The following is a 26,391-nucleotide window of genomic DNA, read 5'->3' as shown; positions in this document are numbered from 1 at the left end:
CCGGGGCGCCAGAAACGCTCATCAGAGCACCCCGGCGCACAGATTCAAGACTTGTCAACAGCCTTTCACGGAAAGGTGGTTGAGTAGTCATGTCCCGCCAACTCGCTACTGGTGGGTAAGCCCTAGGCTCGACCCATGCGCCGAGCGAAAATCGTTTGTACCCTTGGGCCCGCCACCGAAACATACGACCAGATCAAGGCGTTGATCGAGGCCGGAATGGACGTCGCCCGCTTCAACCTCAGCCACGGCACCTACGCCGAGCACGAGGAGCGCTACCAGCGCGTACGCAAAGCCTCCGACGAAACCGGCCGCAGCATCGGCGTCCTCGCCGACCTTCAAGGCCCGAAGATCCGTCTCGGCCGCTTCCGCGAAGGCCCCGTACTCCTTGAACGCGGCGACGAGTTCACCATCACCGTCGAGCCCATGGAAGGCGACCGCCACTGCTGCGGCACCACCTACCCCGGTCTCGCCGCCGACGTCACCACCGGTGAACGCATCCTCGTCGACGACGGACGCGTCACCCTCGAAGTCATGTCCGTCGACGGACCCCGCGTCAACACCCTCGTCATCGAGGGCGGCATGGTCTCCGACCACAAGGGCCTCAACCTCCCCGGCGTCGCCGTCTCCGTCCCCGCCCTCTCCGAGAAGGACATCGACGACCTCCGCTGGGCCCTGCGCACCGGCGCCGACGTCATCGCCCTCTCCTTCGTCCGCAGCGCCCGCGACATCGACGACGTCCACCGCATCATGGACGAGGAAGGGCGCCGGCTCCCCGTCATCGCCAAGATCGAGAAGCCGCAGGCCGTCGACAACATCGAAGAGATCGTCGCCGCCTTCGACGGCATCATGGTCGCCCGCGGCGACCTCGGCGTCGAAATGCCCCTCGAACAGGTACCGATCGTCCAGAAGCGCGCCGTCAAACTCGCCAAGCGGAACGCCAAACCCGTCATCGTCGCCACCCAGATGCTCGACTCGATGATCGACAACTCCCGCCCCACCCGCGCCGAGGCCTCCGACGTCGCCAACGCCGTCATCGACGGCACCGACGCCGTCATGCTCTCCGGCGAGACCAGCGTCGGCCGCTACCCCATCGAAACCGTCCGCACCATGAGTCGGATCGTCGAGGCCGCCGAGGAAGACGTCCTCGCCAAGGGCCTCCCGCCCCTCACCGAACGGAACAAGCCCCGCACCCAGGGCGGCGCCGTCGCCCGAGCCGCCGCCGAAATGGGCGACTTCCTCGGCGCCAAGTTCCTCGTCGCCTTCACCCAGTCCGGCGACACGGTCAAGCGCCTCTCCCGCTACCGCTCACCCATCCCCCTCCTCGCCTTCACCCCCGACCCGGCGACCCGCTCCCAGCTCAACCTCACCTGGGGCGTCGAGACCTTCCTCGGCCCGCACGTCGACTCGACGGACGCGATGGTGGCCCAGGTGGACGAGGAACTCCTCCGCATCGGCCGCTGCCGCCCGGGCGACATCGTGGTCATCACAGCCGGCTCCCCGCCGGGCGTCGCGGGCTCGACGAACCTGGTCAGGGTCCACCACATCGGGGAGTCGCTGACGTAGTCAGTGTGCGGTGGGCCGGCTCGCGCTGGCGGCAGGGCGGAGATAAGGCTTCACGCGTGTGGGTGACGATCACCCTGGGCCGCTTGCCCTTGGAATCGAAGGAAAAGTGCCCCAGGTGGGATTCGAACCCACACTGTCCGCTGTTTGAGAGCGGCCTCTCTGACCAGTTGGAGTACTGGGGCCTTAGAAAGCGAGGGCGCTGTGACCCCTGCGGGGCACCACATTACAGGAGCTAGGTAGGCTCGGGGGAGCAGTACTTGCCCCGTATCGAGGAGCCCCCGTGACCGCCCCCGAGTCGCCCCAGCCCGCCGACGACGCCGACGCGTCGCACGTCCCGCCGCTGACGACCCGTGTCGTCATCGCCGAGGACGAGGCCCTCATCCGTCTCGACCTCAAAGAGATGCTGGAGGAAGAGGGCTACACGGTCGTCGGCGAGGCCGGTGACGGTGCCAAGGCCGTCGAGCTCGCCCGCGAGCACCGCCCCGACCTCGTCATCCTGGACGTGAAGATGCCCGTCCTCGACGGCATCTCGGCCGCCGAGAAGATCGCCGGCGAGTCCATCGCCCCGGTCCTCATGCTGACCGCCTTCTCGCAGCGCGAGCTCGTGGAGCGGGCCCGGGACGCCGGTGCCATGGCGTACCTGGTGAAGCCGTTCAGCAAGAGTGACGTGGTCCCGGCCATCGAGATGGCCGTCTCGCGCTTCTCCGAACTGCGCGCCTTGGAGCAGGAGGTCGCCGATCTCTCCCAGCGCCTGGAGACCCGCAAGCTGGTGGACCGTGCGAAGTCGATCCTGCAGACGCAGTACGGGCTGACGGAGCCGGCGGCGTTCCGCTGGATCCAGAAGACGTCCATGGACCGCCGGATGTCGATGCAGCAGGTCGCGGAGGCGGTCATCGAGGACGCCGAGGAGAAGAAGGCGGCGAAGGGGCAGTAGGTCTTGGCCGAGCACGTGAGAAGGCCCGCCCCACGACTCTGTGGGGCGGGCCTTCTGTCTGGGGGGCTCAGTCCTCGCCGAGGTACGCCTTGCGGACGGACTCGTCGTGGAGGAGGTCCTGGCCGGTGCCCGAGAGCACGACCTTGCCGATCTCCATCACGTGACCGTGGTCGGCGAGGGCGAGCGCGGCCTGGGCGTTCTGCTCGACGAGCAGGATGGTGGTGCCCTGGGCCTTGAGCTCGGCGATCGTCGCCATGATCTTCTGCATCATGATCGGCGAGAGGCCCATGGAGGGCTCGTCGAGCATGAGGAGCTTGGGCTGGGACATCAGGGCGCGGCCCATGGCGAGCATCTGCTGCTCGCCGCCGGAGAGCGTGCCGGCGGCCTGCTTGCGACGTTCGCCGAGGATCGGGAAGAGGTCGTAGGCGCGCTGGACGTCCTTGGCGATGCCGGGGGTGTCCTTGCGGAGGAAGGCGCCGAGGAGGAGGTTCTCCTCGATCGTCATCCGGGGGAAGATGTGCCGGCCCTCGGGGGAGTGGGCGAGGCCCAGGGAGACGATCTTGTGGGCGGGGATCTTGCGGAGGGACTTGCCCTCGAACTTGATCTGGCCGCCGACCGGCTTGAGGAGTCCGGAGAGGGTCCGCAGGGTGGTGGTCTTTCCGGCGCCGTTGGTGCCGATGAGGGTGACGACCTCACCGGCGTCGACGGAGAAGGAGATGCCCTTGACGGCCTCGATCTTTCCGTAGGCGACGCGCAGGTCCTCGACTTCGAGCAGTGCGGTCATGCGTCGTTCTCCTTGCCCGAAGCAGGGTCGTGCGTGGTGTCCTCGGAAGCGTCGTCGGAGGCGTCTTCGGTGGCCGGTGCCTCGTCGGCGGGTGCCTCGGGGGCGTCCGGGGTCTCGTCGGCCTCAGGAGCCTCGGTGGCCTCGGCGGCCTCCTTGGCGGGGGCCTCCGGTGCTTCCGCGACGGGCTCGCCGAGGTACGCGGCGATGACCCGCTCGTCGCTCTGGACGGTCTGGCTGTCGCCCTCGATCAGCTTCTGGCCCTGGACGAGCACGGCGACGCGGTCGCAGAGGTTGAAGATGAACCGCATGTCGTGCTCGATGACGAGGACGGCGATGCCCATGTCCCGGATGGCGAAGATGAGTTCTTCGGCGGCCCGGGTCTCCTGGGGGTTCATGCCGGCGGTGGGTTCGTCGAGCAGGATGAGGCCGGGGTCGCTCGCGAGGGCGCGGGCGATCTCGAGCTTGCGCTGTTCGCCGTACGGGAGGTTCTTGGCGAGGTGCTGTGCCTTGTCCTCCAGGCCGATGAAGCGGAGGAGCTCCATGGCCCGCTCGGTGGCCTCGGCCTCGGCCTTCTTGAAGCCGGGGAGGCGGAGCAGTGCGGACCAGAGGCCCTGCTTCATCCGGGTGTGGCGGCCGACGAGGACGTTTTCCAGGACCGTCATGTTGTGGAAGAGACGGATGTTCTGGAAGGTGCGGGCGATGCCGGCGTCGGTGACCTTGAAGGACGTGGGGGGCAGGACCTTGCCCTTGTACCGGACTTCACCCTCGGTGGGGACGTAGAGGCCGGTGAGGCAGTTGAAGAAGGTGGTCTTGCCGGCGCCGTTGGGGCCGATCAGGCCGACGATCTCGCCGCTGTTCACGGTGAGGTCGACGTCGCGCACGGCGGTGAGGCCGCCGAAGCGCATGGTGACGCCGCGGGCGTCGAGCACGGTCTCGCGGGCGACGGGCTCCGTGGAGTCCGTGGTCTTCGTGGTGGTGGTCGTCATGGTTCAGGCACCTGCCTTGGCGAGCGTGGCGGGCGTCTCGTCCTTCTCGTGGAACTCCAGCTGGTTGCGCCGGTTGGCGATCATGCCTTCCGGGCGGAAGCGCATGAGGAGGATCAGCGCGACGCCGAAGGCGAGGAGCTGGTACTCGCCCATGAACTGGAGCTTGTTCGGGATGAGGAAGAGCAGGGAGGCGCCGACCAGCGGGCCGCTCATCGTGCCCATGCCGCCGAGGACGACGGCCGCGAGCAGGAAGGCGGAGTTGGGCGGGATGGGTCCGGCGAAGAGGTACTGCTCGGGGGTCACCGTGTAGGTGACGTGTGCCTGCACGGTGCCGGCGAGGCCGGCGAGCGAGGCGCCGAGTGCGAAGGCGATGAGCTTGACCCGGAAGCCGTTGATGCCCATGGCGAGGGCGGCGGTCTCGTCCTCGCGGATGGCGACCCAGGCGCGGCCGATGCGGGAGTCGCCGCTGCGCCGGAAGACCAGCACGACGACCGCCATGATCAGCAGCATCAGGAAGAAGTAGTTGGCGAAGCGGCCGATGGTGAAGCCGGCGATCGTGTGTTCGGCGCCGAAGTCGAACCCGAAGATGCTGAGGTTCGGGATGGACGCGATGCCGTTGGAGCCGTTGGTGACGTCGGGGCCGGAGGTGCCGTCGGTGTTCATGACGGCGATGCGGAAGATCTCTCCGAATCCGAGGGTCACGATGGCGAGGTAGTCGCCGCGCAGCCGCAGGGTGGGGGCGCCGATGAGGACGCCGAAGACCAGGGAGGCTCCGGCGCCGACCAGGATGGCGGCCCAGAAGGGGAGGTGCACGCCGAAGGGGGAGCTCGGGGCGCCGGAGACGAGGGCGGCCGCGTAGGCGCCGACGCCGAGGAAGGCGACGTATCCGAGGTCGAGGAGTCCGGCGAGGCCGACGACGATGTTGAGGCCGAGGGCGACCGTGGCGAAGATCAGGATGTAGACGCCGAGGGTCGCGTACTGGTCGTCGGTCTGGGTGAAGGGGAAGAGCGCCGCGGCGGTGAAGGCACCGGCGATGGAGAGGTTCTGGTGCTTCTTGGTGAGCTGGGTGGCCTGCTGCATGAGGCCCGACTTGTTGACGGCGGCGAAGCCGAAGCCGGCCGTGATCAGGAAGCCGAGGAACAGCTCGTCGTACTCGGTGCCGATGCCGTAGGTGAAGACTCCGAGCGCCACGGCGAGGACGGCCGTGATGATGAGGATCTCGACGGAGGAGTGCATCGCGGGCAGGCGGCGTACGGGGCCGGTCGCGAAGGCGGCCTTGAAGGTGGCCCAGTTGTTGGCGGAGCGGTGCTTGAACTGGTCCCAGCCGGTGTCCTCCGGGTCCACGGGCAGCAGCTTGGGCCGCTCGAAGGGGAGGGCGAGGGCGCCGAGGAGGGCGAGCAGGGTGGCGAGGGCGACGACGGCGCCGCCGGGCTCGAGGTTGACCGGGCCGCCGAGGTCGACGCTGATCGCGCCGACGGTGAACCAGGCGGTGGCGAAGGAGGCGAGCGCGGCGAGTTTGAGGGCCGCGTCGGGTCCGGCGGGGGTGAGCCAGCGGGTGCCCTTGACGCCGTAGGAGGAGAGGGCGAAGAGGGTGGTGAGCAGGCCCAGGACGAGGACTTGCAGCTGGAGGCCGCCGGGGGAGCCGTAGAACGTGAGGTCGCCGGGGAAGCGGGGGGTCCAGGTCCAGGCGAGGAAGGTGCTGGCGACGGTGAGGACGCCGCCGCCGAGGGCGAGGGCGCGGGCGATGCCGACGGGCAGGAAGCCGATGAGGCCGGTCGCCGTGGCGGGCTCGGTGGCCGCTGCCGCCTTGGGGTTCTCGGAGATGGTGGTCATGGTGCTCACGCCCTGTCCGCGACGCGCTCGCCGAGGAGGCCTTGGGGCCGGGCGAGGAGTACGACGATGAGGAGTACGAAGGCCCAGACGTCGGCCCAGGACTGGCCGCCGAGCTGTTCCATACCGGGGATGTGGCTGACGTACGCCGTCGCCATGGTCTCGGCGACACCGAGGACGACTCCGCCGATCATGGCGCCGTAGATGTTGCCGATGCCGCCGAGGACGGCGGCGGTGAAGGCCTTGAGTCCGAGGAGGAAGCCCATCTTGTAGTCGACGACGCCGTACTTGAGGCCGTAGGCGACGGCGCCGACGGCGGCCATGGCGGCGCCGAGGGCGAAGGCGATCACGATGATCCGGTCGGTGTTGACGCCCATCAGCTTCGCGGTGTCCGGGTCCTGCGCGGTGGCCTGCATGCCGCGGCCGGTGCGGGTGCGCATGACGAAGAAGGCGAGGAAGGCCATGCAGATCGGGGCGGCGATCAGGAGGAAGACGTCGCCGGTCTGGATGGTGACGGGGCCGAGTTCGATGGGGCCGCCGGGGATCTGGGGGAAGGTCCGGGCGGACTTCGCCTCCGGGTAGAAGGCCCAGACGGCCTGCTGGAGGGCGAGCGAGAGGCCGATGGCGGTGATGAGCGGGGCGAGGCGTGGGCCTCCGCGGAGCGGGCGGTACGCGAGCCGTTCCGCTCCGACGGCTATGGTCGTGGCGACGAGTACGGCACCGACGATCATGAGGGGCAGTGCCACCCACATGGTGGTGCCGCCGGGCAGGATGAGCCAGACCGTGAGGGCCCCGAAGCCGCCGGTCATGAAGATCTCGCCATGGGCGAAGTTGATGAGCTGGACGATGCCGTAGACCATCGTGTAGCCGACGGCGACGAGCCCGTACATGGATCCCAGTAGCAGGCCGTTGACCAGCTGCTGCGGCAGTTCGTTCACCGCATTGTCCTCCGAGACTTTCGACGGATGTGACACCGCGCGGGGAGCCAGGTGCGGCCCCCCGCGCGGTGAAGGTGGTGCTGAGTGGTGGGGTTGGTCAGCCGCCGAAGGTGCCGGACTTGACCGGCTTGAAGGCGCCGCCCTCGACCTTGTAGACGGTCAGCTGCTTGTTGGTGGTGTCGCCGAACTCGTCGAAGGCGACCGAGCCGGTCACGCCCTCGAAGGAGACGCTCTGCATGGCCTCGACGACCTTGGCGCGCTCGGGGACCTTGCCGCCGTTGCCCTCGGTGGCCTTCTTGACGGCCTCGATGATCGCCCAGGTCGAGTCGTAGGCGTAGCCGCCGTAGGCCTCGTAGGCCTCCTTGTAGTTCTCGGCCTTGTAGTTGGCCAGGAAGTCCTTGGCGGAGGGGAGGGACTCGATGGGCGCGCCGACGGAGGTGGCGATGTCGCCGTCGGCCGCGGCCGGGCTGGCGAGCTTGACGTACTCGGGGCTGAAGATCGCGTCGCCGCCGACGACGGTGACCTTGGCGCCTGCCGCCTTGATCTGCTTGGCGAGCGGGCCGCCGGCCGGGTACTCGCCGCCGTAGTAGACGACGTCGGCGCCGGAGCTCTTGACCTGGGTGGCGACGGCGCTGAAGTCCTTGGTGTCGGGGTTGATGTGCTGGGTGCCGACGACCTTGCCGCCCAGCTTCTCGAACTCGCCCTTGAAGGTGCCCGCGAGGCCGGCGCCGTAGGTCTTCTTGTCGTCGATGATGAACGCCTTGGTCTTCTTGGCTTCCTTGAAGACGTACTGGGCGGCGAACGGGCCCTGGATGGCGTCGGTGGTGGCGGTGCGGAAGTACGACTTGTAGCCGCGCTTCTTCTCGCCGGTGCTCCAGTTGATGCCCTGGCTGAGCGACGGGTTGGTGTTGGCCGGGGAGACCTGGACCAGCTTCGCGTCGTCGAAGACCTTCTGCATGGACTCGGCGACGCCGGAGTTCAGCGGGCCGACGACGCCGAGGACGGTCTTGTCGGCGACGAACTTGGTGGCGTTCTGCTGGCCCGAGGAGGGCTGCGCCTGGTCGTCCAGGGACTCCAGCTTGAAGGTGACGCCCTTGACGTAGGACTTCTTGTTGGCCGTCTTGACCGCGAGGTCGGCGGAGTTCTTGATGCCGAGGCCGAGGGCGGACAGCTCACCCGTGAGGGGCGCGTCGAGACCGATGGTGACGGTGACGTTGCCGCTGTCGCCGTTCTCGGCGCCGCCCTTGTCGTCGCGCGAACCACAGGCGGTGAGCGTGAGCGCTCCCGTGGTGACCGCGGTGGTGAGTATGAGCAACGAACGGTTTCGCACGAAGGGGTCCTTTCCCTGGCGCGGCCCCCTCGGATGAGGCGGTGCCGTGAAGCTGCGGAGCGAGGGGTGCCGTTGTGGACGCCGGGCCGTACTGGGTTGGTACAGGGCCGTGCAGTAGGACGCGCCCGGCGGCGCGGTGACTGGCGGTGACTCTAAGCGCAGGTGGGGAGGGTCGGGGAGCGGCGAGGACAGGATGTGACTGTCTTGTTATGCCGACGGGGAAAGAGTGTGCGCGTCGGGTGGGAAAACCGGGGCATAGGGGGCCGTAACGCGGTGTTCACATAGTGAGAACGCCCAGTTCCGCTAAGGGGCTTGAGCGATTCTTGGTACTGACGGTCCGCTCAGCGGACTCTCCGGATATCGGACAGCGGCGGAAAGCTGAGCGGACGAACCGGCCCCTCCGGTTCGGCTCCGCAACCCCCTTGTGTATGTGACACAGCGTGACGGCGGCCGGTGTGCGAAAGGGGGCGGCACCCCGTGGGTGCCGCCCCCTTCCGCCGATCCCGTGCGCTGGTCAGACGGTGTCCTTCGGGCCGACCTCACGCAGCAGACAGGTCAGCCGCGCCGTGCACACCCGCTTGTCCTGCTCGTCGGTGATCACGATCTCGTACGTGGCCGTCGACCGCCCGCGGTGCACCGGCGTCGCCACGCCCGTCACCAGGCCGCTGCGCACCCCGCGGTGGTGCGTGCAGTTCAGGTCGACGCCCACCGCGATCTTCGACACCCCGCCGTGCAGCATCGAGCCGACCGAGCCGAGCGTCTCCGCCAGCACCGCCGACGCGCCGCCGTGCAGCAGACCGTACGGCTGGGTGTTGCCCTCCACCGGCATGACCCCGACGACCCGCTCGGCGGAGGCCTCCAGGATCTGGACGCCCATCCGGTTCCCCAGGTGCCCGGCCGAGAAGAGGGCCGGGAGGTCCACGCCCAGCGCCGCGTACTCGTCGATGACCTCCTGCGGGAACTTCACGTGCTGCTGCTCACCCATGCCCGGCTCCGTTCGTCTGCGTACGTCGTGGTGTGGCTGCGTACTGCTGTGTTCCTGAGCTGCCTGAGCAAACGCTTAGGCGGAGGGGGATTGTTCCAGACGGACGATCACGGACTTGCTCGCGGGGGTGTTGCTGACGTCCGCCGTCGACTCCAGCGGCACCAGGACGTTCGTCTCCGGGTAGTAGGCCGCCGCGCACCCCCGGGACGTCGGGTAGTGCACCAGCCGGAAACCGGGCGCCCGCCGCTCGCTGCCGTCGGTCCACTCGCTCACCAGATCCACGTACGCCCCGTCCTCGAAGCCGGCCGCCGCCGCGTCCCGGGGATGGACCAGGACGACCCTGCGGCCGCCCTTGATGCCCCGGTAGCGGTCGTCGAGACCGTAGATCGTGGTGTTGTACTGGTCGTGCGAGCGCAGGGTCTGGAGCAGCAGCCGCCCCTCCGGCACCTTCGGGTACTCCACGGGCGCCGCCGTGAAATTGGCCTTGCCCGTCGCCGTCGGGAAGCGGCGCTCGTCCCGCGGACCGTGCGGCAGCCGGAAGCCGCCCGGGTCCGCCGCCAGCCGGGCGTTGAAGTCCTGGAAGCCGGGCACCACACGCGCGATGCGGTCCCGGATCGCGGCGTAGTCCGCCTCGAACTCCTCCCAGGGCGTGGCCGACCCGTCGCCCAGGACCGCCCGCGCCATCCGCGCCACGATCGCCGGCTCCGACAGCAGGTGCGGGCTCGCCGGCGGCAGATTGCCCCGCGAGGCGTGCACCAGGCTCATCGAGTCCTCGACCGTCACGAACTGCTTCCCGCTCGCCTGCACGTCCTTGTCCGTGCGGCCGAGCGTCGGCAGGATCAGCGCGCGCGTGCCCGTCACCGCGTGCGAGCGGTTCAGCTTCGTCGAGACGTGGACGGTCAGCCGGGCCCGGCGCATCGCCGCCTCCGTCACCTCCGTGTCGGGCGTCGCCCCCACGAAGTTCCCGCCCATCGCGAAGAACACCTTCGCCTCGCCGTCGCGCAGCGCCTGGATCGACCGGACCACGTCGAAACCGTGGTGGCGCGGCGACACGATCCCGAACTCCTTGTCCAGGGCGTCGAGGAAGGCCGGCGCGGGACGCTCGAAGATCCCCATCGTGCGGTCGCCCTGCACGTTCGAATGGCCGCGCACCGGGCACACCCCCGCGCCCGGCCGGCCGATGTTCCCGCGCAGGAGAAGGAAGTTGACGACCTCACGGATCGTCGGCACCGAGTGCTTGTGCTGGGTGAGACCCATCGCCCAGCAGACGACGGTCCGCTCCGAGGCGAGCACCATCTCCAGGGCCCGCTCGATCTCGGCACGGCCGAGCCCGGTCGCGGCCAGGGTCTCGTCCCAGTCGGCCTCCTTGGCCGCCGTCACGAACTCCTCGTACCCATGGGTGTGGTCCCGGACGAACTCCTCGTCGACCGCGCCCGGCGTCTCCAGGACCAGCTTGTTGAGGAGCCGGAAGAGGGCCTGGTCGCCGCCGATCCTGATCTGAAGGAAGAGGTCGCCCAGGGCGGCGCCCCGGAGCATGCCCTGCGGCGTCTGCGGGTTCTTGAACCGCTCGAGGCCCGCCTCGGGCAGCGGATTGACCGAGATGATCCGCGCGCCGCCCGCCTTGGCCTTCTCCAGGGCCGAGAGCATGCGCGGATGGTTCGTCCCCGGGTTCTGCCCGGCGACGATGATCAGGTCCGCCCGGTGCAGGTCCTCCAGGGAGACGCTGCCCTTGCCGATGCCGATGGTCTCCGTCAGGGCCGAGCCCGAGGATTCGTGGCACATGTTGGAGCAGTCCGGCAGGTTGTTCGTGCCGAACTCGCGGGCGAAGAGCTGAAGCAGGAACGCCGCCTCGTTGCTCGTCCGCCCCGAGGTGTAGAACAGCGCCTCGTCGGGGGAGGCGAGCGCCCGGAGCTCCTCCGCGATGATCGCGAAGGCCCGCTCCCAGCTCACCGGCTCGTACCGGTCGCCGTCCTCCGCCAGCAGCATCGGCTGCGTGATCCGGCCCTGCTGGCCCAGCCAGTACCCGCTGCGCGTCGCCAGGTCCGCCACCGGGTGCGCGGCGAAGAACTCGGGGGTCACCCGGCGCAGGGTCGCCTCCTCGGCCACCGCCTTCGCGCCGTTCTCGCAGAACTCCGCCACGTGCCGCTTGTCCGCCTCGGGCCAGGCGCAGCCGGGGCAGTCGAAGCCGTCCTTCTGGTTGACCTTGAGCAGGGTCCGCGCGGTGCGCCGCAGCCCCATCTGCTCCTGGGCGATCCGCAGCGTGTGCCCGATGGCGGGCAGCCCGGCGGCGGCGTGCTGCGGCGGCGTGACCTGCGGTGCGTCCTGGACCGGGTCGCCGACCGGCGGCTTGCTGACCATCGCGCTCTCCCTTGAGCGGTGAACCTGTGGCGTACGTCTCCGATCCTGTCACGCGGCACCGACAGCCCGGCACCCCGCCGGTGCGGACGGGAACGGTGGACGGGATTGTCAGTCGTCCGTGGCAGGATCGTCATGTGGCCGAGACAGCATCGAAGAACCCCGCAGACACCCGCCCCCGCCTGCTCCTCATGGACGGGCACTCGCTCGCGTACCGGGCGTTCTTCGCGCTGCCCGCGGAGAACTTCACCACCGCGACCGGACAGCCGACGAACGCGATCTACGGCTTCGCCTCGATGCTGGCGAACACGCTGCGCGACGAGGCGCCCACGCACTTCGCGGTCGCCTTCGACGTGTCCCGCAAGACCTGGCGGTCCGAGGAGTTCCCGGAGTACAAGGCGAACCGCTCGAAGACCCCCGACGAGTTCAAGGGCCAGGTCGAGCTGATCGGCGAGCTCCTGGACGCGATGAACGTGCCGCGCTTCGCCGTCGACGGCTTCGAGGCCGACGACGTCATCGCGACCCTCACCGTCCAGGCCGAGGCCGAGGGCTTCGACGTCCGGATCTTCACCGGCGACCGGGACTCCTTCCAGCTGGTCTCCGACCGCACCACCGTGATCTACCCGACCAAGGGCGTCTCCGAGGTCACCCACTACACCCCGGAGAAGGTCCAGGAGAAGTACGGCCTCACGCCCTCGCAGTACCCCGACTTCGCGGCCCTGCGCGGCGACCCGTCGGACAACCTCCCCGGCATCCCCGGCGTCGGCGAGAAGACCGCCGCCAAGTGGATCAACCAGTTCGGCTCCTTCGACGAGCTCGTCGCGCGCGCCGAGGAGGTCAAGGGCAAGGCCGGCCAGAACTTCCGCGACCACCTGGAGTCGGTCAAGCTCAACCGCCGCCTGACCGCCATGGTCACGGACGTCGAGCTGCCGAAGGGCGTCGCGGACCTCGCCCGCGAGCCGTACGACCGGGGGGCCGTCGCCCTCGTCCTCGACACCCTGGAGATCCGCAACCCCTCGCTGCGCGAGCGGCTCCTCGCCGTCGACCCGGGCGCCGCCGAGGACACCGCCCCCGCCCCGCAGGCCGGCGTCGAGATCGACGGCACCGTCCTCGGCGCCGGCGAGCTCGCCCCCTGGCTCGCCGAGCACGGCACCGAGCCCCTCGGCGTCGCCACCGTCGACAGCTGGGCCCTCGGCACGGGCAACGTGAGCGAGGTCGCCCTCGCCGCCGCCGGAGGCGCCGCCGCCTGGTTCGAACCGAGCGCGCTCGACGAGGCCGACGAGCGGGCCTGGGCCGCGTGGATCGCCGACCCCGACCGGCCGAAGGTCCTGCACAACGCCAAGGGCGCGATGCGGGTCTTCCCCGAGCACGGCTGGAGCATCGCGGGCGTCACCATGGACACCGCCCTCGCCGCCTACCTCGTCAAGCCCGGCCGGCGCTCCTTCGCCCTCGACGCGCTCTCCGTCGAGTACCTCCACCGCGAGCTCGCCCCCGCGGCCGCCGCCGACGGCCAGCTCGCCTTCGGCGCCGACGACACCGCCGAGGCCGAGGCCCTCATGACCCAGGCGAGGGCCGTCCTCGACCTCGGCGACGCCTTCGCGGAGAAGCTGGACGAGGTCGGCGCCCGCGAGCTCCTGCACCAGGTCGAGCTGCCCACCTCCGCCCTCCTCGCCCGCCTGGAGCGGCACGGCATCGCCGCCGACCGCGACCACCTGGAGGCCATGGAGCAGCAGTTCGCCGGGGCCGTCCAGCAGGCCGTGAAGGAGGCGCACGCCTCCGTCGGCCACGAGTTCAACCTCGGCTCGCCCAAGCAGCTCCAGGAGGTCTTCTTCGGCGAGCTGAACCTGCCGAAGACCAAGAAGACCAAGACCGGGTACACGACGGACGCGGACGCGCTCGCCTGGCTGGCCGCCCAGACCGAGCACGAGCTGCCCGTGATCATGCTCCGCCACCGCGAGCAGGCCCGGCTGCGCTCCACCGTCGAGGGCCTGATCAAGACGATCGGCGCCGACGGTCGCATCCACACCACTTTCAGCCAGACCGTCGCCGCCACCGGCCGGCTCTCCTCCACCGACCCCAACCTGCAGAACGTGCCGGTACGGACGGACGAGGGCCGGGCCATCCGGCACGGCTTCGTCGTCGGCGAGGGTTTCGAGGCCCTCATGACCGCCGACTACAGCCAGATCGAGCTGCGCGTCATGGCCCACCTCTCCGAGGACGCCGGCCTCATCGAGGCCTTCACCTCCGGTGAGGACCTCCACACCACCGTCGCCTCCCAGGTCTTCGGCGTCGAGCGGTCCGCCGTCGACGCCGAGATGCGCCGCAAGATCAAGGCCATGTCGTACGGCCTGGCCTACGGCCTCTCGGCCTTCGGGCTCTCCCAGCAGCTGAACATCGACCCGGGCGAGGCCCGCGGCCTGATGGACACCTACTTCGAGCGCTTCGGCGGGGTGCGCGACTACCTGCGCCGGGTCGTCGACGAGGCCCGCGCCACCGGCTACACCGAGACCATGCTCGGCCGCCGCCGCTACCTGCCCGACCTCAACAGCGACAACCGGCAGCGCCGCGAGGCCGCCGAGCGCATGGCGCTCAACGCCCCGATCCAGGGCACGGCCGCCGACATCGTCAAGGTCGCCATGCTGAACGTCGACCGGGCCCTGACGGAAGCGGGCCTCGCCTCCCGGATGCTCCTCCAGGTCCACGACGAAATCGTCCTCGAACTCGCCCCCGGCGAGCGGGACCGGGTCGAGACCTTGGTCCGCGCACAGATGTCGGCGGCAGCCGACCTCCGCGCCCCCCTCGACGTCTCCGTCGGCGTCGGCCAGAACTGGGACTCGGCGGCGCACTGACCCCGGGCCCCCGGGCCCCGGGCCCCCGGAGCGCCCGGGGCCGTCGCCCCGCCCGGACCCGCACCACACGGCGCGGGTCCGGGCACGGCGCGGGGTCCGGGCACGGCGGGGGTGAGCCAGGTGGACCAGTAAGGGCGCGCCCCGAGCGCCCGGCTCCAGAGACTGGGCCCATGGTCACCCGCCCCCACCTCCGCACCTGGGCCCTGCTGGGCACCCTCCTGGGCACGGCCACGGCCTGGCCCGCCGAAGCGCACAGCGCCCCCGCCCTCTGCACCTCCACCCGGGAGCCCACCCTCGCCGGCCGCCTCTCCGAGGACATCACCACCGCCCTCAAGGCCCGCGACGGCCAGGTCTCCCTCGCCCTCCACGATCCCGCGCGCGGCCTGCGCTGCCGGCTCGGCGACGCCCAGCTGTACGACTCCGCCAGCATCGCCAAGGTCCTCATCATGCAGGCCGTCCTCGGCCGCGCCGAAGAACTCGGCCGGGCCCCCACCGCCATGGAGTCCCGGCGGATGAAGGCGATGATCACCCGCTCCGACAACACCGCCGCCAGCGACCTGTGGCAGGGCCTCTCCCGCGCCCGGCTGAACCGGGTGCTGCGCGAGGCGGGCGCCCGGGACACCGTCCTCGGACACGACCGCTACTGGGGCCTCACCCGCACCAGCGCCCGCGACCAACTGGCCCTGCTCGCCGCGGTGTCACGCCGCCCCCAGGCGATGGACCTGATGGGCCAGGTCGTCCGCGACCAGGCCTGGGGCGTCACCGCGGGCGCGCCCCGTACGGTCAAGGTGCACCTCAAGAACGGCTGGCTGCCCCGCGCCACCCACGCCTGGCGCGTCCACAGCATCGGCATCGCGCGGCCCGCGCCCGACGCGCCCCCGGTCGACTACCGGATCGCCCTCCTCAGCCACGACAACCCCACCATGCGGTACGGCGTCCGCACCCTGGAAGGAGTCGCCCTCGCCGTGCACCGCAGACTCTCCGGCGCCGCCGCGGCCCGCGGCTTCACCCCGCCGGAGAAGATCAGCGAGATCCCCGACGGGAGCGCTCCGACGGAACCGGCCGGCCCGTCCCTTCCCCCGCTCCCGGCACCGGGGGCGGGGGAGGACCGGCCGGGGCCTCCGGCACAGGAGCCGGCCACGCCCCCCGGAGCCGTACCCCCGTCCCGTACAGCACGAGCCCGACGGCGAGCCCCGCGCCGGCCCCGAAGCAGGCCGTCGGAATGACGTCGAGCGGCGTCTCGATCCGGTCCCAGCCCCAGTACGCCGCCCAGCGCAGCACCCGGTGGGCGACGCCGGCGAGGACGCAGCCGCCGATCAGCCCGGCCGCGAGCAGCCGGCCGCGCCGACCGGGCACGCGCACCCCGGCCGGCAGCTCCCCGCCGGGCGCCGAGGAGCGCAGCGCCCGCGCGGCGCACCACGCCAGCAGGCCCAGGGCCAGCGCCGAACTCCCGTACTGCACGTAGAGATAGAAGGGGAACCCGGCCACGACGTCACCGAGGACCGGCAGCGCCCGGGTGCCCCAGCGGTCGAGGTGGGTGAAGGAGTCCCAGACCACATGGGTGGTCGCGCCGAGGACCGCGGAGAGCCCGAACCAGCCGGCCAGGAGCGCGGGATGGCGCTCGCGCCAGGCCCGGCCCCGGACGAGCCCGTACACCCGGCCCCGCCACCGGGCGGGCAGCAGCGCCACGAGCGGCTCCCGCACGACCAGCCACAGGGCCACCAGCGAGCCGGTGATCAGGACGTCGACCGTGACGATCCCGACGGGGGAGTGGGTGACGTCCCCGAACGTCATCGCCCCGGGGAACGCCGTCGCGGCGAAATAGGTCATGTCGGGGGCGAAGGAGCCCGCGACGAGCCCGGAGGCGACCAGCGGCCCGCGCGCGGTCCCGTCACGGCGCAGCCCGGGGAGCACGGCGGCGGCATGGCTCAGAGTGAACGGCAACGGTGTTCCCCCAGGTTCCGGTGGCGAGGGCCGGAGTCCATCATCGGCCGCTGTCCAAGAGGCGCCCGCACCGCCGTCCGGTTCCCGCCGCCCCGTTCCGGAAGCGGCCGAGAGGTGACGAAAGCGTGAAACACGGTCAGGCCGCGGTACCTGGCGGGCCGGAGTTGGCATAGGGTCGCCAGAGGTCTCGCGCGGGGAGCACGGGACCGCAGTCGAGGGGGAAGGGACGGGACCACGGACATGTCAGCGCACTTGGGCCGCAGGCTGCGCAGGGGGGCCACCAGCGGTGCGGTGGTGGCGGCGGCGGTCGCCGCGCTCGCCGCCTCGCAGGCGCCGGAGACGACGGCGCCGCCCACGGACAACGCCGGAGGGGACCGCGCCGTCGGCGCCGGAGACACGGCGTCGCCGTCCGGCGAGGACTCCGCCACGGGCGATTCGCCCTACTACACGGACCTCCCGCCGCTGAACACGCCGAACAAGCCCGGGGCGCCCACCCAGCTGCCGGTGATCACCGGACCCGCCGAGGCCGGCATACCCGCGTCGGTGCTCGCCGCCTACAAGCGCGCCGAGCAGTCGATACGCTCGACCGACCCCGGCTGCAACCTTCCCTGGCAGCTGCTCGCCGGCATCGGCAAGGTCGAGTCCGGGCAGGCGCGCGGCGGAGCGGTCGACGCCAACGGCACGACCCTCAAGCCGATCCTCGGCCCGGTCCTCGACGGCGTCGGATTCGCCAACATCTCCGACACCGACCGCGGTGCCTACGACGGCGACACCACGCACGACCGCGCCGTCGGCCCGATGCAGTTCATCCCGTCCACCTGGGCCACCTGGGGCCAGGACGCGAACAGCGACGGGAAGAAGGACCCGAACAACATCTACGACGCCGCGCAGGCAGCCGGTCTCTACCTCTGCGCCAACGACCGCAACCTGGCGCTCAAGGCGGACCTCGACCGGGCGATCCTCAGCTACAACCGCTCGACCGAGTACCTGAACACGGTCACCTCCTGGTTCGAGTTCTACCGGCGCGGCAGCCACCAGGTCCCGGACGGCACCGGTGTCCTCCCCGTCGACCGCAGCGACGGCCGCGGCCAGGGCAACCGCCCCAGCTCGCCGTTCCCGCCCGCTCCGACGACCCCCGCTCCCAAGCCGTCCGGCACGGGCCAGCCCAAGCCGAACCCCTCGAAGCCGGGCGGCCCCTCGGAGGTCACCCCGCCGCCGACGAAGCCGTCCAAGCCCCCGGTCACCCCGCCGACGAAGCCGCCGACGGTCCCGCCCGCCGCCCGGGTCGCGCGGCTCGCCCCCGTCTCCACCGGGCAGCTGACCGCGACGACCGGCCGCGACTTCGCCAAGTCGCCCTCGGTCGCGGCCCTCGACGCCGCGGGCGCGCCGGTCGCCGGCGTCAGCGTCCGCTACGAGATCACCGGCACCACCGACGCCCGCTTCGCCGGCGGCGCGACGACCGCCACCGTGACCTCCGGTTCGGCCGGCATCGCCGCCGCCCCCGTCCTGCGGGCGGGCGAGAAGACCGGGACGTTCACCGTCAAGGCCACCGTCGTGGGCCGCGGCCTGGACGCGGCCGAGTTCACCGCGACCGTCACCGAACGCCCGGCGGACAAGCTGGCCCGGGTCGGCGGTGACCCGCTGTCGGCCGACACCGGCACCACCTTCGCCCAGCCCGTGCAGGTCAAGGCCACCGACAAGGGCGCACTCGCCCCCGGTGTGCGGGTCACCGCCATGGTCGTGGCCTCCGCGTCGGACACCGAGGCGAGCGCCGAAGGCCCGTACTTCAAGGACGCCTCCGGCAACGCCCTGCGCACCCTCGTCCTGACCACCGACGAGAACGGACTGATCTCCCTGCCGGCGCTCCTCGCGGGCGACAAGGCCGGAGAGTACGTCCTGCGGCTGACCGCGCCGGGCGGCGGCAGCGCCGAGATCAAGCTGACGGTCACCGCGCCCGCCACGACGACCCCGGAGCCGGCTCCTTCCGGCAGCGGCTCGCCCGAGGCCTCCCCCTCGCCCTCGGCCTGACCCCGCGCCACCGCGCCGCGTCCCTCCGCGCCGCCCCTCCGCCCCGCCGGGCGAGGGGCGGCGCTTCGCGTTCCCCGGGCAGGACGGTGCAACGTGTTCTCATCTCGCGGTCGCGTTGCTACGGTGCCCCAGCCCTGACGACCCATCAGATCGCACCGGGAGGCCGACCATGCGCGCCCTCGTCGCCGCCGCCATCGGACTCGCCCCAGTCCTCCTCTTCATCCTCCTGATCTCCGTGGTCGATCTGCCGCCCGACGGGCCCACCTCGCCCAAGCCCCTCCTGACCGCCGATCCCGGCCCCAAGAAGTAAGGGAGCCGACCGTGCGCCGCCGAGCCAGCCTCGTCCTGCTCGCCCTCGCCGTCTTCTGTGTCGCGATGGCCCCGACCCTGCGCTGGTACGCCTTCCCGCGCCTGGCCAAGATCCCGCCGAACCAGTACCAGGAGACCGTCCTGGAGGCGAAGCCCGCGACCCTCCTCAACTACTCCACGCTCAAGTCCGAGAAGGTCGACAAGATCACGATCATCCAGACCCTCAAGGGCAACGTGGAGGAGTCACGGCGCATCGAACGCGACGCCGGACGCGACGTCGTGGTCTGGGACGCCCTCGCCTACATCACCGGCCCCGACGGCAAGATGGTCTCCAAGATCCCCGAGCGCTACATCTTCGACGCCCACAGCCAGGACCCCGTCCACGCCACCGGCGAGTCCGTCGACGGCGAGCCGGTCCGGCGCGAGGGCATCGAGTTCAAGTGGCCGTTCCTCACCGAGAAGCGGGACTACCAGTACTTCGACGCCCAGACCCGCACCTCGGCCCCCATCCACTACAGGGGCACCCGCACCTTCCGGGGCACGGAGGTCTACTACTTCGAGCAGACCATCCCCTGGACCAAGGTCCCCATGCCCAAGACCATGCCGGTCAAGATCCCCCCGGAGGTCATCGCCGACTCCGGCCTCACCCGCTGGTACACCACCAAGCGGATGTTCTGGATCGAGCCGGTCACCGGCGCCCCCCTCAACGGCGAGGAGATCCACAAGGAGGAACTCCGCAACGCCGGGAAGCTGATGGGCCAGGACACCCTCACGGTCTTCGAGGGCCACGTGAAGATGCGCGAGGACTACATCAGGAGCGTCGGGGAGTACGTCTCCTCGAACCGCCTCACGATCCTCCTGCTCGTCTCCTACCTCCCCTGGAGCCTCACCCTCCTCTCCCTGATCCTCCTCGCCCTCGCCCTCTGGCTGGAGGCCCGCTCCCGCCGTCCCTCATCGGGACCCGCCACCGGCCCGCTCACCCCTCCCGTCTCAGCCGCGCGCTCGTGAACCGGGTCGGCTCCGCCGTCGACGGGTCCTCCGGCCACGGGTGCTTCGGATACCGCCCCCGCAACTCCGCCCGGACGGACCGGTAGCCGTCCCGCCAGAACGACGCCAGGTCCGCGGTGACCGCCGCCGGCCGGCCCGCCGGGGAGAGGAGATGGACCAGCACCGGCACCCCCGCCACCCGGGGCGTCTGCGCCAGACCGAACATCTCCTGGAGCTTCACCGCCAGGACCGGCCGCTCGCCCCCGTACTCGACCCGGATCCGGGAACCGCTCGGCACCTCGATGCGCTCGGGAGCCAGCTCACCCAGCCGGCCCGCCTCGCCCGACGCCCACGGCAGCAGCCGCCGCAGCGCCTCACCGGCGTCGATCCGCCCCAGATCGGCGCGCCGCGCCGCCCGGGACAACTCCGGCTCCAGCCACTCCCCGGCCCGCTCCACCAGCGCCCCGTCCGCCACGTCCGGCCACGGGTCACCCAGCTCGCGGTGGAGGAAGGCGAGCCGCTCCCGCAGCTCCCCGGCCTCCCGGCTCCACCGCAACAGACCGAGCCCCTCACGGCGCAGCCCGTCCAGCAGCGCCTCCCGCACCAGCGCGGGCTCCGCCCTCGCCCCCAGCGGCCGGACCGTCAGCTCCACCGCACCGAGCCGGTCCACCGAGCGCGCGACCACGTCCCCGTCCTCCCAGCGGACCTCCTCACCGGTGGACCGCAGATGCCCGGCCGCCCGCCGCGCCATCTCCTCGTCCACCACGGCCGCCAGCCGCACCCGGGCCGTCGCGTCCCGGGCCGTACGGTCCGCCACCGCCACGGCCAGCCACGGGGTGGCCCGCAGCCCGGAACCCTCGGCGAGCCGGGCCCCGCTCCCCGACACCATCAGATAGCCCCCCTGCTCCCGCGCCCTGGCCACCCGCTCGGGAAACGCCAGCGCCGTCACCAGACCGGCGACCCCGTCGTCACCGAACCCGGCGGCCGCACCCCCAGTCGCCGCGTCGGCCCCGCCCCGCGCGCCGGCGGCCACGCCCCCGGCCGCGTCCCCCCTGCCCAGGGCATCGGCGGCCGCACCCCCGGCCGCCGCGTCCCCCTTGCCCAAGGCGTCGGCGGCCGACCGCTCCAGTCTGCGGGCCTCCGCCTTCCACCGGGCGCCGTACCCGTCGGCCCCCCGGCGGGCCGCCCGCCAGGCCGCCGCGAGATCGTCCCCATACTCCCGCGGCGGCTCCTCGCTCAGCAGCGCCACCACCTCCGCGGCCCGCCTGACCCCCACCTCCGCCGCACCGTCCAGCAGGGCGCGGCCGAGCCGGGGATGCAGCCCCAGCCGGGACATCCGCACCCCGCGATCGGTGGCCCGGCCCCCCGCGTCCACCGCCCCGATCGACTCCAGGACCGAGCGGGCCGCCGCCATCGCCCCGGCGGGCGGCGGGTCGAGCAGCGCGAGGCCCGTCGCCGCCGGATCGCCCCAGCAGGCCACCCGCAGGGCGAAGTCGGCGAGATCCGCGACCTTGATCTCCGGGGACGGGAAGCGCGGCCTGCCCCCGTCGTTCGCCTCCGCCCAGCAGCGGTACACGGATCCGGGGGCCTCCCGGCCGGCCCGGCCGAGCCGCTGGGTCGCCGTCGCCTCCGAGACCGTCACCGTCGCCAGCGAGCCGAGGCCCCGAGCGTGGTCCGTGCGCGGCTCCCGGGCCAGCCCCGAGTCCACCACGACCCGCACCCCCGGCACCGTCAGGCTGGACTCCGCCACCGACGTCGCCAGCACCACCCGGCGCCGGCCGCCGGGCTCGGTGCCCCGCAGCACCGCGTCCTGCACCGCCGCCGGAGCCCGCCCGTGCAGCTGGAGCACCTCCGCGTCGACGTCGGCCAGCAGCCCGGCCGTCCGCGCGATCTCCCCCGTACCCGGAAGGAAGCAGAGGACGTCCCCCTCGTGCCGCTCCAGCGCGAGCCGGACCGTCGCGGCGACGTGCCGCAGCAGCGCGGGGTCCACCCACGTGCCGTGCGCGGGCCGGATGCCCGACGGCGGCGCCGCGAAGTAGACCCGGCAGCCGTGCCCCTCTCCCTTGCTCCGCACGACCGGCGCCGGCCCGGTGCCGTCCAGGACGGTGAGGAGATCCGCCCACGCCGCCGCGTCGCTCGTCGCCGAAGCCGCGATCAGCTTCAGCTCCGGCCGCAGGGTGGCCCGTACGTCCACGAGGAAGGCCATCGCCGTGTCGGCGTCCAGATGCCGCTCGTGGCACTCGTCGAGCAGCACCACGTCCACGCCGGCCAGCTCCGGGTCGCGCTGGAGCCGCTGGAGCAGGATGCCCGTGGTCACCACCTCGACCCGGGTCGCCGGCCCCGTCCGCCGCTCGCCGCGCACCGAGAAGCCGACCGCTCCGCCGACCTCCTCGCCGAGCAGCCACGCCATCCGCCGCGCCGCCGCCCGGACCGCCATCCTGCGCGGCTCGGCCACCAGGACCCGGCGCCTCGGCCCCTCCCCTATGAGACCCGCGAGCGCGAGCGGCACGAGCGTCGTCTTGCCGGTGCCGGGAGGCGCGGACAACACGGCCGTACCGCGCCGGTCGAGCGCGCTCAGCAGCTCGGGGACGGCGTGGCGGACGGGGAGACGGTCGAGAGCGTCGTTTCGGATCACGCACTCAGTCTCGTACGCGACGCGAAAAAGGTGGGTCCCGTTGTCCACAGGACCCACCTGTTCATATGACGAATGCGGCGCCGCTGGTCGTCAGTCCGTGCGCTCGCAGACGAAGATCGCCGTGCCCGGGATCAGGTTCCCCCGCAGCGGGGACCAGCCGCCCCACTCCTGACTGTTCCACTCCGGCCACTCCGGCTCGACGAGGTCCACCAGACGGAACCCGCCGGCCACCACGTCCCGTACCCGGTCGCCGATCGTCCGGTGGTGCTCCACGTACACCGCCTCGCCCCGCTCGTCCTGCTCGACATAGGGAGTGCGGTCGAAGTAGGAGGCCGCGACCGACAGGCCCTCGGGCCCCGGCTCGTCGGGGAACGCCCACCGGATCGGGTGCGTCACCGAGAACACCCACCGGCCGCCGGGCCGCAGCACCCGCCGCACCTCCCGGAACACCTTCACCGGGTCGGCGACGAACGGCACCGCGCCGTACGCCGAGCACGCCAGGTCGAAGGAACCGTCCCGGAACGGCAGGTCGCCGGCGTCCGCCTCCACCAGCGGCACCTCTCCGCCGATCCGCAGCGCGTGCTGCAACTGCCGGTGCGAGAGGTCGAGCGCCACCGGCCGCGCCCCCTGCGCCGCAAGCCAGCGCGAGCACTGCGCCGCGCCCGCGCCGATCTCAAGCACGTCGAGGCCCTTCAGCGAGGAGGCGGGACCGAGCAGCCCCGCGTCGGCCTCGTCGAGCCCCTCCGGACCCCAAACGAAGCGGTCGTCGCCGAGGAAGGAACCGTGGTCGCTCTGGTACTCGTCGGCGTTCCTGTCCCACCAGCCGCGGTTCGCCCTGCTGCTCTCCGCGTCCCCCGCGTCACGCCGGGTCGCCTCCGCCTCGTCCTCGTCCGAGTCCCGCGTGACTTCGTGTCCGTACTCTTGGTTCATCTCGCCCGCCGATGTAGTTTGCGCTCAGTGCCGCCGTGCGGCGGACCCCACCTTCGCGGCGTGGAAAGACACGAGTGGTGCCGGAGTTGAGTGGATCTGCCCCGGGTGCGCGCTTCGCGCATTGACCCTGTCCGGCCGCCCCCGTATGCTAAAGGTTGCGCTGCGGGCCTGCGCGCCTCAGACGGAGCAGGCCGCGCTCGTACCTGTTGTATGTCCCCTCGGTTTTCGAGGCTCCTCCCCCTGGTGGGAAGTGGGGCCTCATTGGCTGTCCGGCTTCTTGGTGCGATACGGGCTCTCGGCGTAGCAGTACCTACGACTTTCTGTCCGTAACCGGAGCCCTTTCCCACATGACGAGCAGCACCGAGACCACCGCCACCAGCACCACCCCGCAGGTTGCGGTCAACGACATCGGTAACGAGGAAGCCTTCCTCGCCGCGATCGACGAGACGATCAAGTACTTCAACGACGGCGACATCGTCGACGGCGTCATCGTGAAGGTCGACCGGGACGAGGTCCTGCTCGACATCGGTTACAAGACCGAAGGTGTCATCCCGAGCCGCGAGCTCTCGATCAAGCACGACGTCGACCCGAACGAGGTCGTCAAGGTCGGCGACGAGATCGAGGCCCTGGTTCTCCAGAAGGAGGACAAGGAAGGCCGCCTGATCCTCTCGAAGAAGCGTGCCCAGTACGAGCGCGCCTGGGGCACCATCGAGAAGATCAAGGAAGAGGACGGCATCGTCACCGGTACCGTCATCGAGGTCGTCAAGGGTGGTCTCATCCTCGACATCGGCCTCCGTGGCTTCCTGCCGGCCTCCCTCGTCGAGATGCGTCGTGTCCGCGACCTCCAGCCCTACGTGGGCAAGGAGCTCGAGGCGAAGATCATCGAGCTGGACAAGAACCGCAACAACGTGGTCCTGTCCCGCCGCGCCTGGCTGGAGCAGACCCAGTCCGAGGTTCGCCAGACCTTCCTCACGACCCTCCAGAAGGGTCAGGTCCGTTCGGGCGTCGTGTCCTCGATCGTCAACTTCGGTGCCTTCGTGGACCTGGGTGGCGTCGACGGCCTCGTGCACGTCTCCGAGCTCTCCTGGAAGCACATCGACCACCCCTCCGAGGTCGTCGAGGTCGGCCAGGAGGTCACCGTCGAGGTTCTCGACGTGGACATGGACCGCGAGCGCGTCTCCCTGTCGCTGAAGGCGACGCAGGAGGACCCGTGGCAGCAGTTCGCCCGGACCCACCAGATCGGTCAGGTCGTCCCGGGTAAGGTCACCAAGCTGGTTCCGTTCGGTGCGTTCGTCCGCGTGGACGAGGGCATCGAGGGTCTGGTCCACATCTCCGAGCTGGCCGAGCGCCACGTGGAGATCCCGGAGCAGGTCGTCCAGGTCAACGACGAGATCTTCGTCAAGGTCATCGACATCGACCTCGAGCGTCGTCGCATCAGCCTCTCGCTGAAGCAGGCCAACGAGTCCTTCGGTGCCGACCCGGCCTCGGTCGAGTTCGACCCGACCCTGTACGGCATGGCCGCGTCCTACGACGACCAGGGCAACTACATCTACCCCGAGGGCTTCGACCCCGAGACCAACGACTGGCTCGAGGGCTTCGAGACCCAGCGCGAGGCCTGGGAGACCCAGTACGCCGAGGCGCAGGCTCGCTTCGAGCAGCACCAGGCTCAGGTCATCAAGTCCCGCGAGGCCGACGAGGCCGCCGCTGCCGAGGGCGCTGCCGCCCCGGCCGCCGGCAACGCCGGTGCGGGCATCTCGGGTGGTTCGTACTCCTCGGAGTCGGACGACAACTCCGGCGCCCTGGCGTCGGACGAGGCGCTCGCCGCCCTGCGCGAGAAGCTGGCCGGCGGCCAGAGCTGAACAGGCTCTGCGCTGAGCGCTAGCCGCTAGCGAATCGAGGCCCGCTCCCCTCCGGGGGAGCGGGCCTCGGTCATGTCCGGGAAGCCTCCGAAGATCGTTCGCCGGAAGATCACGCCGCGCGGGAATGGCGGTGCGGCGCGAGACGTTCCCAGAGAGAACACGAGGAGGAGCGGTAATCGTGCTTGATCCCCAGGATTTGTACGAGTGGGACGCGAAGGGTCTGGCCGTCGTCGACCTGGCACTGGCGCAGGAGTCGGCCGGGCTGGTCATGCTGTACCACTTCGACGGCTACATCGACGCGGGCGAGACCGGTGAGCAGATCATCGACGGCCTGCTCGACACCCTTCCCCACCAGCTCGTCGCCCGCTTCGACCACGACCGGCTGGTGGACTACCGCGCCCGCCGCCCGCTGCTGACCTTCCGGCGCGACCGCTGGACCGCGTACGAGACGCCGTCCATCGAGGTCCGCCTCGTCCAGGACGCCACCGGAGCCCCCTTCCTGGTCCTCTCCGGCCCCGAGCCCGACGTGGAGTGGGAGCGGTTCGCCGTCGCCGTCCGGCAGATCGTCGAGCGCCTCGGTGTGCGCCTCTCCGTCAACTTCCACGGCATCCCCATGGGCGTGCCGCACACCCGCCCCGTGGGCCTCACCCCGCACGGCAGCCGCACCGACCTGATGCCCGGGCACCGCAGCCCCTTCGACGAGGCCCAGGTCCCCGGCAGCGCCGAAGCCCTCGTCGAGTACCGGCTCACCGAATCCGGTCACGACACCCTCGGCGTGGCCGCGCACGTGCCGCACTACGTGGCCCGCTCCCCGTACCCGGACGCGGCGCTGACCGCCCTGGAGGCCGTCACGGCCGCCACCGGTCTCGTCCTCCCCGGGGTCGCCCACGCGCTGCGCACCGAGGCCCGCCGCACCCAGACCGAGATCGACCGCCAGATCGGCGAGGGCGACGAGGAGCTGGTCGCGCTCGTCCAGGGCCTTGAGCACCAGTACGACGCGGCGGCCGGGGCCGAGACCCGTGGCAGCCTGGTCGCCGAGCCCGTGGACCTGCCGTCGGCGGACGAGCTGGGCCGGGAGTTCGAGCGCTTCCTCGCCGAGCGGGAGGGCGACGCCTGACCCGCCCGGGCCAGGCCCTAAGCTGCCG

General features: G+C 71.3%; 18 protein-coding genes, 1 tRNA gene and 1 pseudogene. 9 read left to right on the top strand and 11 right to left on the bottom strand.

The genetic code is table 11. The features are described from left to right. Positions 1–135 precede the first annotated feature (135 nt). Complete coding sequence (pyk, locus tag DEJ43_RS08130) at positions 136–1,563, top strand: pyruvate kinase (RefSeq protein ID WP_015032845.1); 1,428 nt, start codon at positions 136–138, stop codon at positions 1,561–1,563. Positions 1,564–1,670: 107 nt separating this feature from the next. Here pyk and DEJ43_RS08125 read toward each other — a convergent pair. Then, positions 1,671–1,745 (bottom strand) — tRNA-Leu (locus tag DEJ43_RS08125). Positions 1,746–1,843: 98 nt separating this feature from the next. Here DEJ43_RS08125 and DEJ43_RS08120 point away from each other — a divergent pair. Then, entirely contained in the window at positions 1,844–2,497 is a 654-nt protein-coding gene (locus DEJ43_RS08120; protein WP_015032844.1) for an ANTAR domain-containing response regulator, read from the top strand. A 67-nt stretch (positions 2,498–2,564) separates the two neighbouring features. Here DEJ43_RS08120 and DEJ43_RS08115 read toward each other — a convergent pair whose 3' ends face one another. From DEJ43_RS08115 to DEJ43_RS08085, 7 genes are all read right to left on the bottom strand, one after another. After that, positions 2,565–3,281, bottom strand: coding sequence for an ABC transporter ATP-binding protein (locus tag DEJ43_RS08115; RefSeq protein ID WP_015032843.1), 717 nt, complete (start codon positions 3,279–3,281; stop codon positions 2,565–2,567). Next, positions 3,278–4,267 carry an ABC transporter ATP-binding protein gene (locus DEJ43_RS08110; RefSeq protein ID WP_015032842.1) on the bottom strand — a complete coding sequence of 330 codons (990 nt, stop codon included), beginning with the start codon at positions 4,265–4,267 and terminating at the stop codon, positions 3,278–3,280. Before DEJ43_RS08110 ends, DEJ43_RS08115 begins: the two co-directional genes overlap by 4 nt. A 3-nt stretch (positions 4,268–4,270) precedes the next feature. After that, complete coding sequence (locus tag DEJ43_RS08105; protein WP_015032841.1) at positions 4,271–6,109, bottom strand: branched-chain amino acid ABC transporter permease; 1,839 nt, start codon at positions 6,107–6,109, stop codon at positions 4,271–4,273. Next, positions 6,106–7,035: a branched-chain amino acid ABC transporter permease gene (locus DEJ43_RS08100; protein ID WP_041662242.1), complete on the bottom strand. Its 930-nt coding sequence runs from the start codon at positions 7,033–7,035 to the stop codon at positions 6,106–6,108. Before DEJ43_RS08100 ends, DEJ43_RS08105 begins: the two co-directional genes overlap by 4 nt. Before the next feature lie 97 nt (positions 7,036–7,132). Beyond that, positions 7,133–8,365: a branched-chain amino acid ABC transporter substrate-binding protein gene (locus tag DEJ43_RS08095; protein WP_015032839.1), complete on the bottom strand. Its 1,233-nt coding sequence runs from the start codon at positions 8,363–8,365 to the stop codon at positions 7,133–7,135. Between the two features lie 514 nt (positions 8,366–8,879). Further along, a complete protein-coding gene (locus DEJ43_RS08090) occupies positions 8,880–9,350 on the bottom strand; it encodes a PaaI family thioesterase (RefSeq protein WP_015032838.1) in 471 nt (156 codons plus the stop codon). Positions 9,351–9,425: 75 nt separating this feature from the next. After that, on the bottom strand, positions 9,426–11,708 hold the full coding sequence (locus tag DEJ43_RS08085) for an FdhF/YdeP family oxidoreductase (protein ID WP_015032837.1): 2,283 nt from the start codon (positions 11,706–11,708) through the stop codon (positions 9,426–9,428). Positions 11,709–11,842: 134 nt separating this feature from the next. Between DEJ43_RS08085 and polA the strand changes: the two genes are divergently transcribed. Next, the gene (gene polA, locus DEJ43_RS08080) at positions 11,843–14,554 is read left to right on the top strand and encodes a DNA polymerase I (protein WP_041662241.1); all 2,712 of its coding nucleotides are present in this window, start codon (positions 11,843–11,845) and stop codon (positions 14,552–14,554) included. A gap of 170 nt (positions 14,555–14,724) precedes the next feature. Continuing rightward, a pseudogene (locus DEJ43_RS38670) lies at positions 14,725–15,369 on the top strand (serine hydrolase); the annotation flags it as partial. 208 nt (positions 15,370–15,577) lie between these two features. Here DEJ43_RS38670 and DEJ43_RS08070 read toward each other — a convergent pair. After that, positions 15,578–16,498 (bottom strand): DUF4184 family protein, encoded by a 921-nt coding sequence (locus DEJ43_RS08070; RefSeq protein ID WP_015032834.1) that lies wholly within the window; start codon positions 16,496–16,498, stop codon positions 15,578–15,580. Positions 16,499–16,738: 240 nt separating this feature from the next. Between DEJ43_RS08070 and DEJ43_RS08065 the strand changes: the two genes are divergently transcribed. From DEJ43_RS08065 to pgfA, 3 genes are all read left to right on the top strand, one after another. Beyond that, positions 16,739–18,526, top strand: coding sequence for a lytic transglycosylase domain-containing protein (locus DEJ43_RS08065; protein ID WP_015032833.1), 1,788 nt, complete (start codon positions 16,739–16,741; stop codon positions 18,524–18,526). A 169-nt stretch (positions 18,527–18,695) separates the two neighbouring features. Then, complete coding sequence (locus DEJ43_RS08060; RefSeq protein WP_106433689.1) at positions 18,696–18,836, top strand: SPW_0924 family protein; 141 nt, start codon at positions 18,696–18,698, stop codon at positions 18,834–18,836. Between the two features lie 11 nt (positions 18,837–18,847). Next, positions 18,848–19,843, top strand: a complete 996-nt coding sequence (pgfA, locus tag DEJ43_RS08055; RefSeq protein ID WP_015032831.1) for a cell envelope lipid trafficking protein PgfA — start codon at positions 18,848–18,850, stop codon at positions 19,841–19,843. Here pgfA and hrpB read toward each other — a convergent pair. Together hrpB and DEJ43_RS08045 are read right to left on the bottom strand one after the other, a co-directional pair. Next, positions 19,812–22,457: an ATP-dependent helicase HrpB gene (hrpB, locus tag DEJ43_RS08050; protein ID WP_041663745.1), complete on the bottom strand. Its 2,646-nt coding sequence runs from the start codon at positions 22,455–22,457 to the stop codon at positions 19,812–19,814. The genes pgfA and hrpB overlap by 32 nt on opposite strands. Before the next feature lie 90 nt (positions 22,458–22,547). Continuing rightward, positions 22,548–23,387, bottom strand: coding sequence for a class I SAM-dependent methyltransferase (locus DEJ43_RS08045; protein WP_015032829.1), 840 nt, complete (start codon positions 23,385–23,387; stop codon positions 22,548–22,550). A gap of 347 nt (positions 23,388–23,734) precedes the next feature. Here DEJ43_RS08045 and rpsA point away from each other — a divergent pair, with 347 nt between their 5' ends. Continuing rightward, positions 23,735–25,246: a 30S ribosomal protein S1 gene (gene rpsA, locus DEJ43_RS08040; protein WP_015032828.1), complete on the top strand. Its 1,512-nt coding sequence runs from the start codon at positions 23,735–23,737 to the stop codon at positions 25,244–25,246. A 178-nt stretch (positions 25,247–25,424) separates the two neighbouring features. Next, the gene (locus tag DEJ43_RS08035) at positions 25,425–26,363 is read left to right on the top strand and encodes a PAC2 family protein (protein ID WP_015032827.1); all 939 of its coding nucleotides are present in this window, start codon (positions 25,425–25,427) and stop codon (positions 26,361–26,363) included. The last annotated feature ends 28 nt before the right edge of the window (positions 26,364–26,391 follow it).

It is taken from the genome of Streptomyces venezuelae ATCC 10712, assembly GCF_008639165.1.
Taxonomy (GTDB): domain Bacteria; phylum Actinomycetota; class Actinomycetes; order Streptomycetales; family Streptomycetaceae; genus Streptomyces; species Streptomyces venezuelae.
The sequence above is the reverse complement of the archived record's forward strand: the minus strand, read 5'-3'. Positions and strand labels throughout refer to the sequence as shown.

Bases quoted from the DNA above. Each gene is read 5' to 3' on its own strand.
- DEJ43_RS08085 (WP_015032837.1), bottom strand. From the start codon at position 11,708: ATGGTCAGCAAGCCGCCGGTCGGCGACCCGGTCCAGGACGCACCGCAG.
- DEJ43_RS08060 (WP_106433689.1), top strand. From the start codon at position 18,696: ATGCGCGCCCTCGTCGCCGCCGCCATCGGACTCGCCCCAGTCCTCCTC.
- DEJ43_RS08090 (WP_015032838.1), bottom strand. From the start codon at position 9,350: ATGGGTGAGCAGCAGCACGTGAAGTTCCCGCAGGAGGTCATCGACGAG.
- DEJ43_RS08065 (WP_015032833.1), top strand. From the start codon at position 16,739: ATGTCAGCGCACTTGGGCCGCAGGCTGCGCAGGGGGGCCACCAGCGGT.
- rpsA (WP_015032828.1), top strand. From the start codon at position 23,735: ATGACGAGCAGCACCGAGACCACCGCCACCAGCACCACCCCGCAGGTT.
- DEJ43_RS08115 (WP_015032843.1), bottom strand. From the start codon at position 3,281: ATGACCGCACTGCTCGAAGTCGAGGACCTGCGCGTCGCCTACGGAAAG.
- pyk (WP_015032845.1), top strand. From the start codon at position 136: ATGCGCCGAGCGAAAATCGTTTGTACCCTTGGGCCCGCCACCGAAACA.
- DEJ43_RS08045 (WP_015032829.1), bottom strand. From the start codon at position 23,387: ATGAACCAAGAGTACGGACACGAAGTCACGCGGGACTCGGACGAGGAC.
- DEJ43_RS08110 (WP_015032842.1), bottom strand. From the start codon at position 4,267: ATGACGACCACCACCACGAAGACCACGGACTCCACGGAGCCCGTCGCC.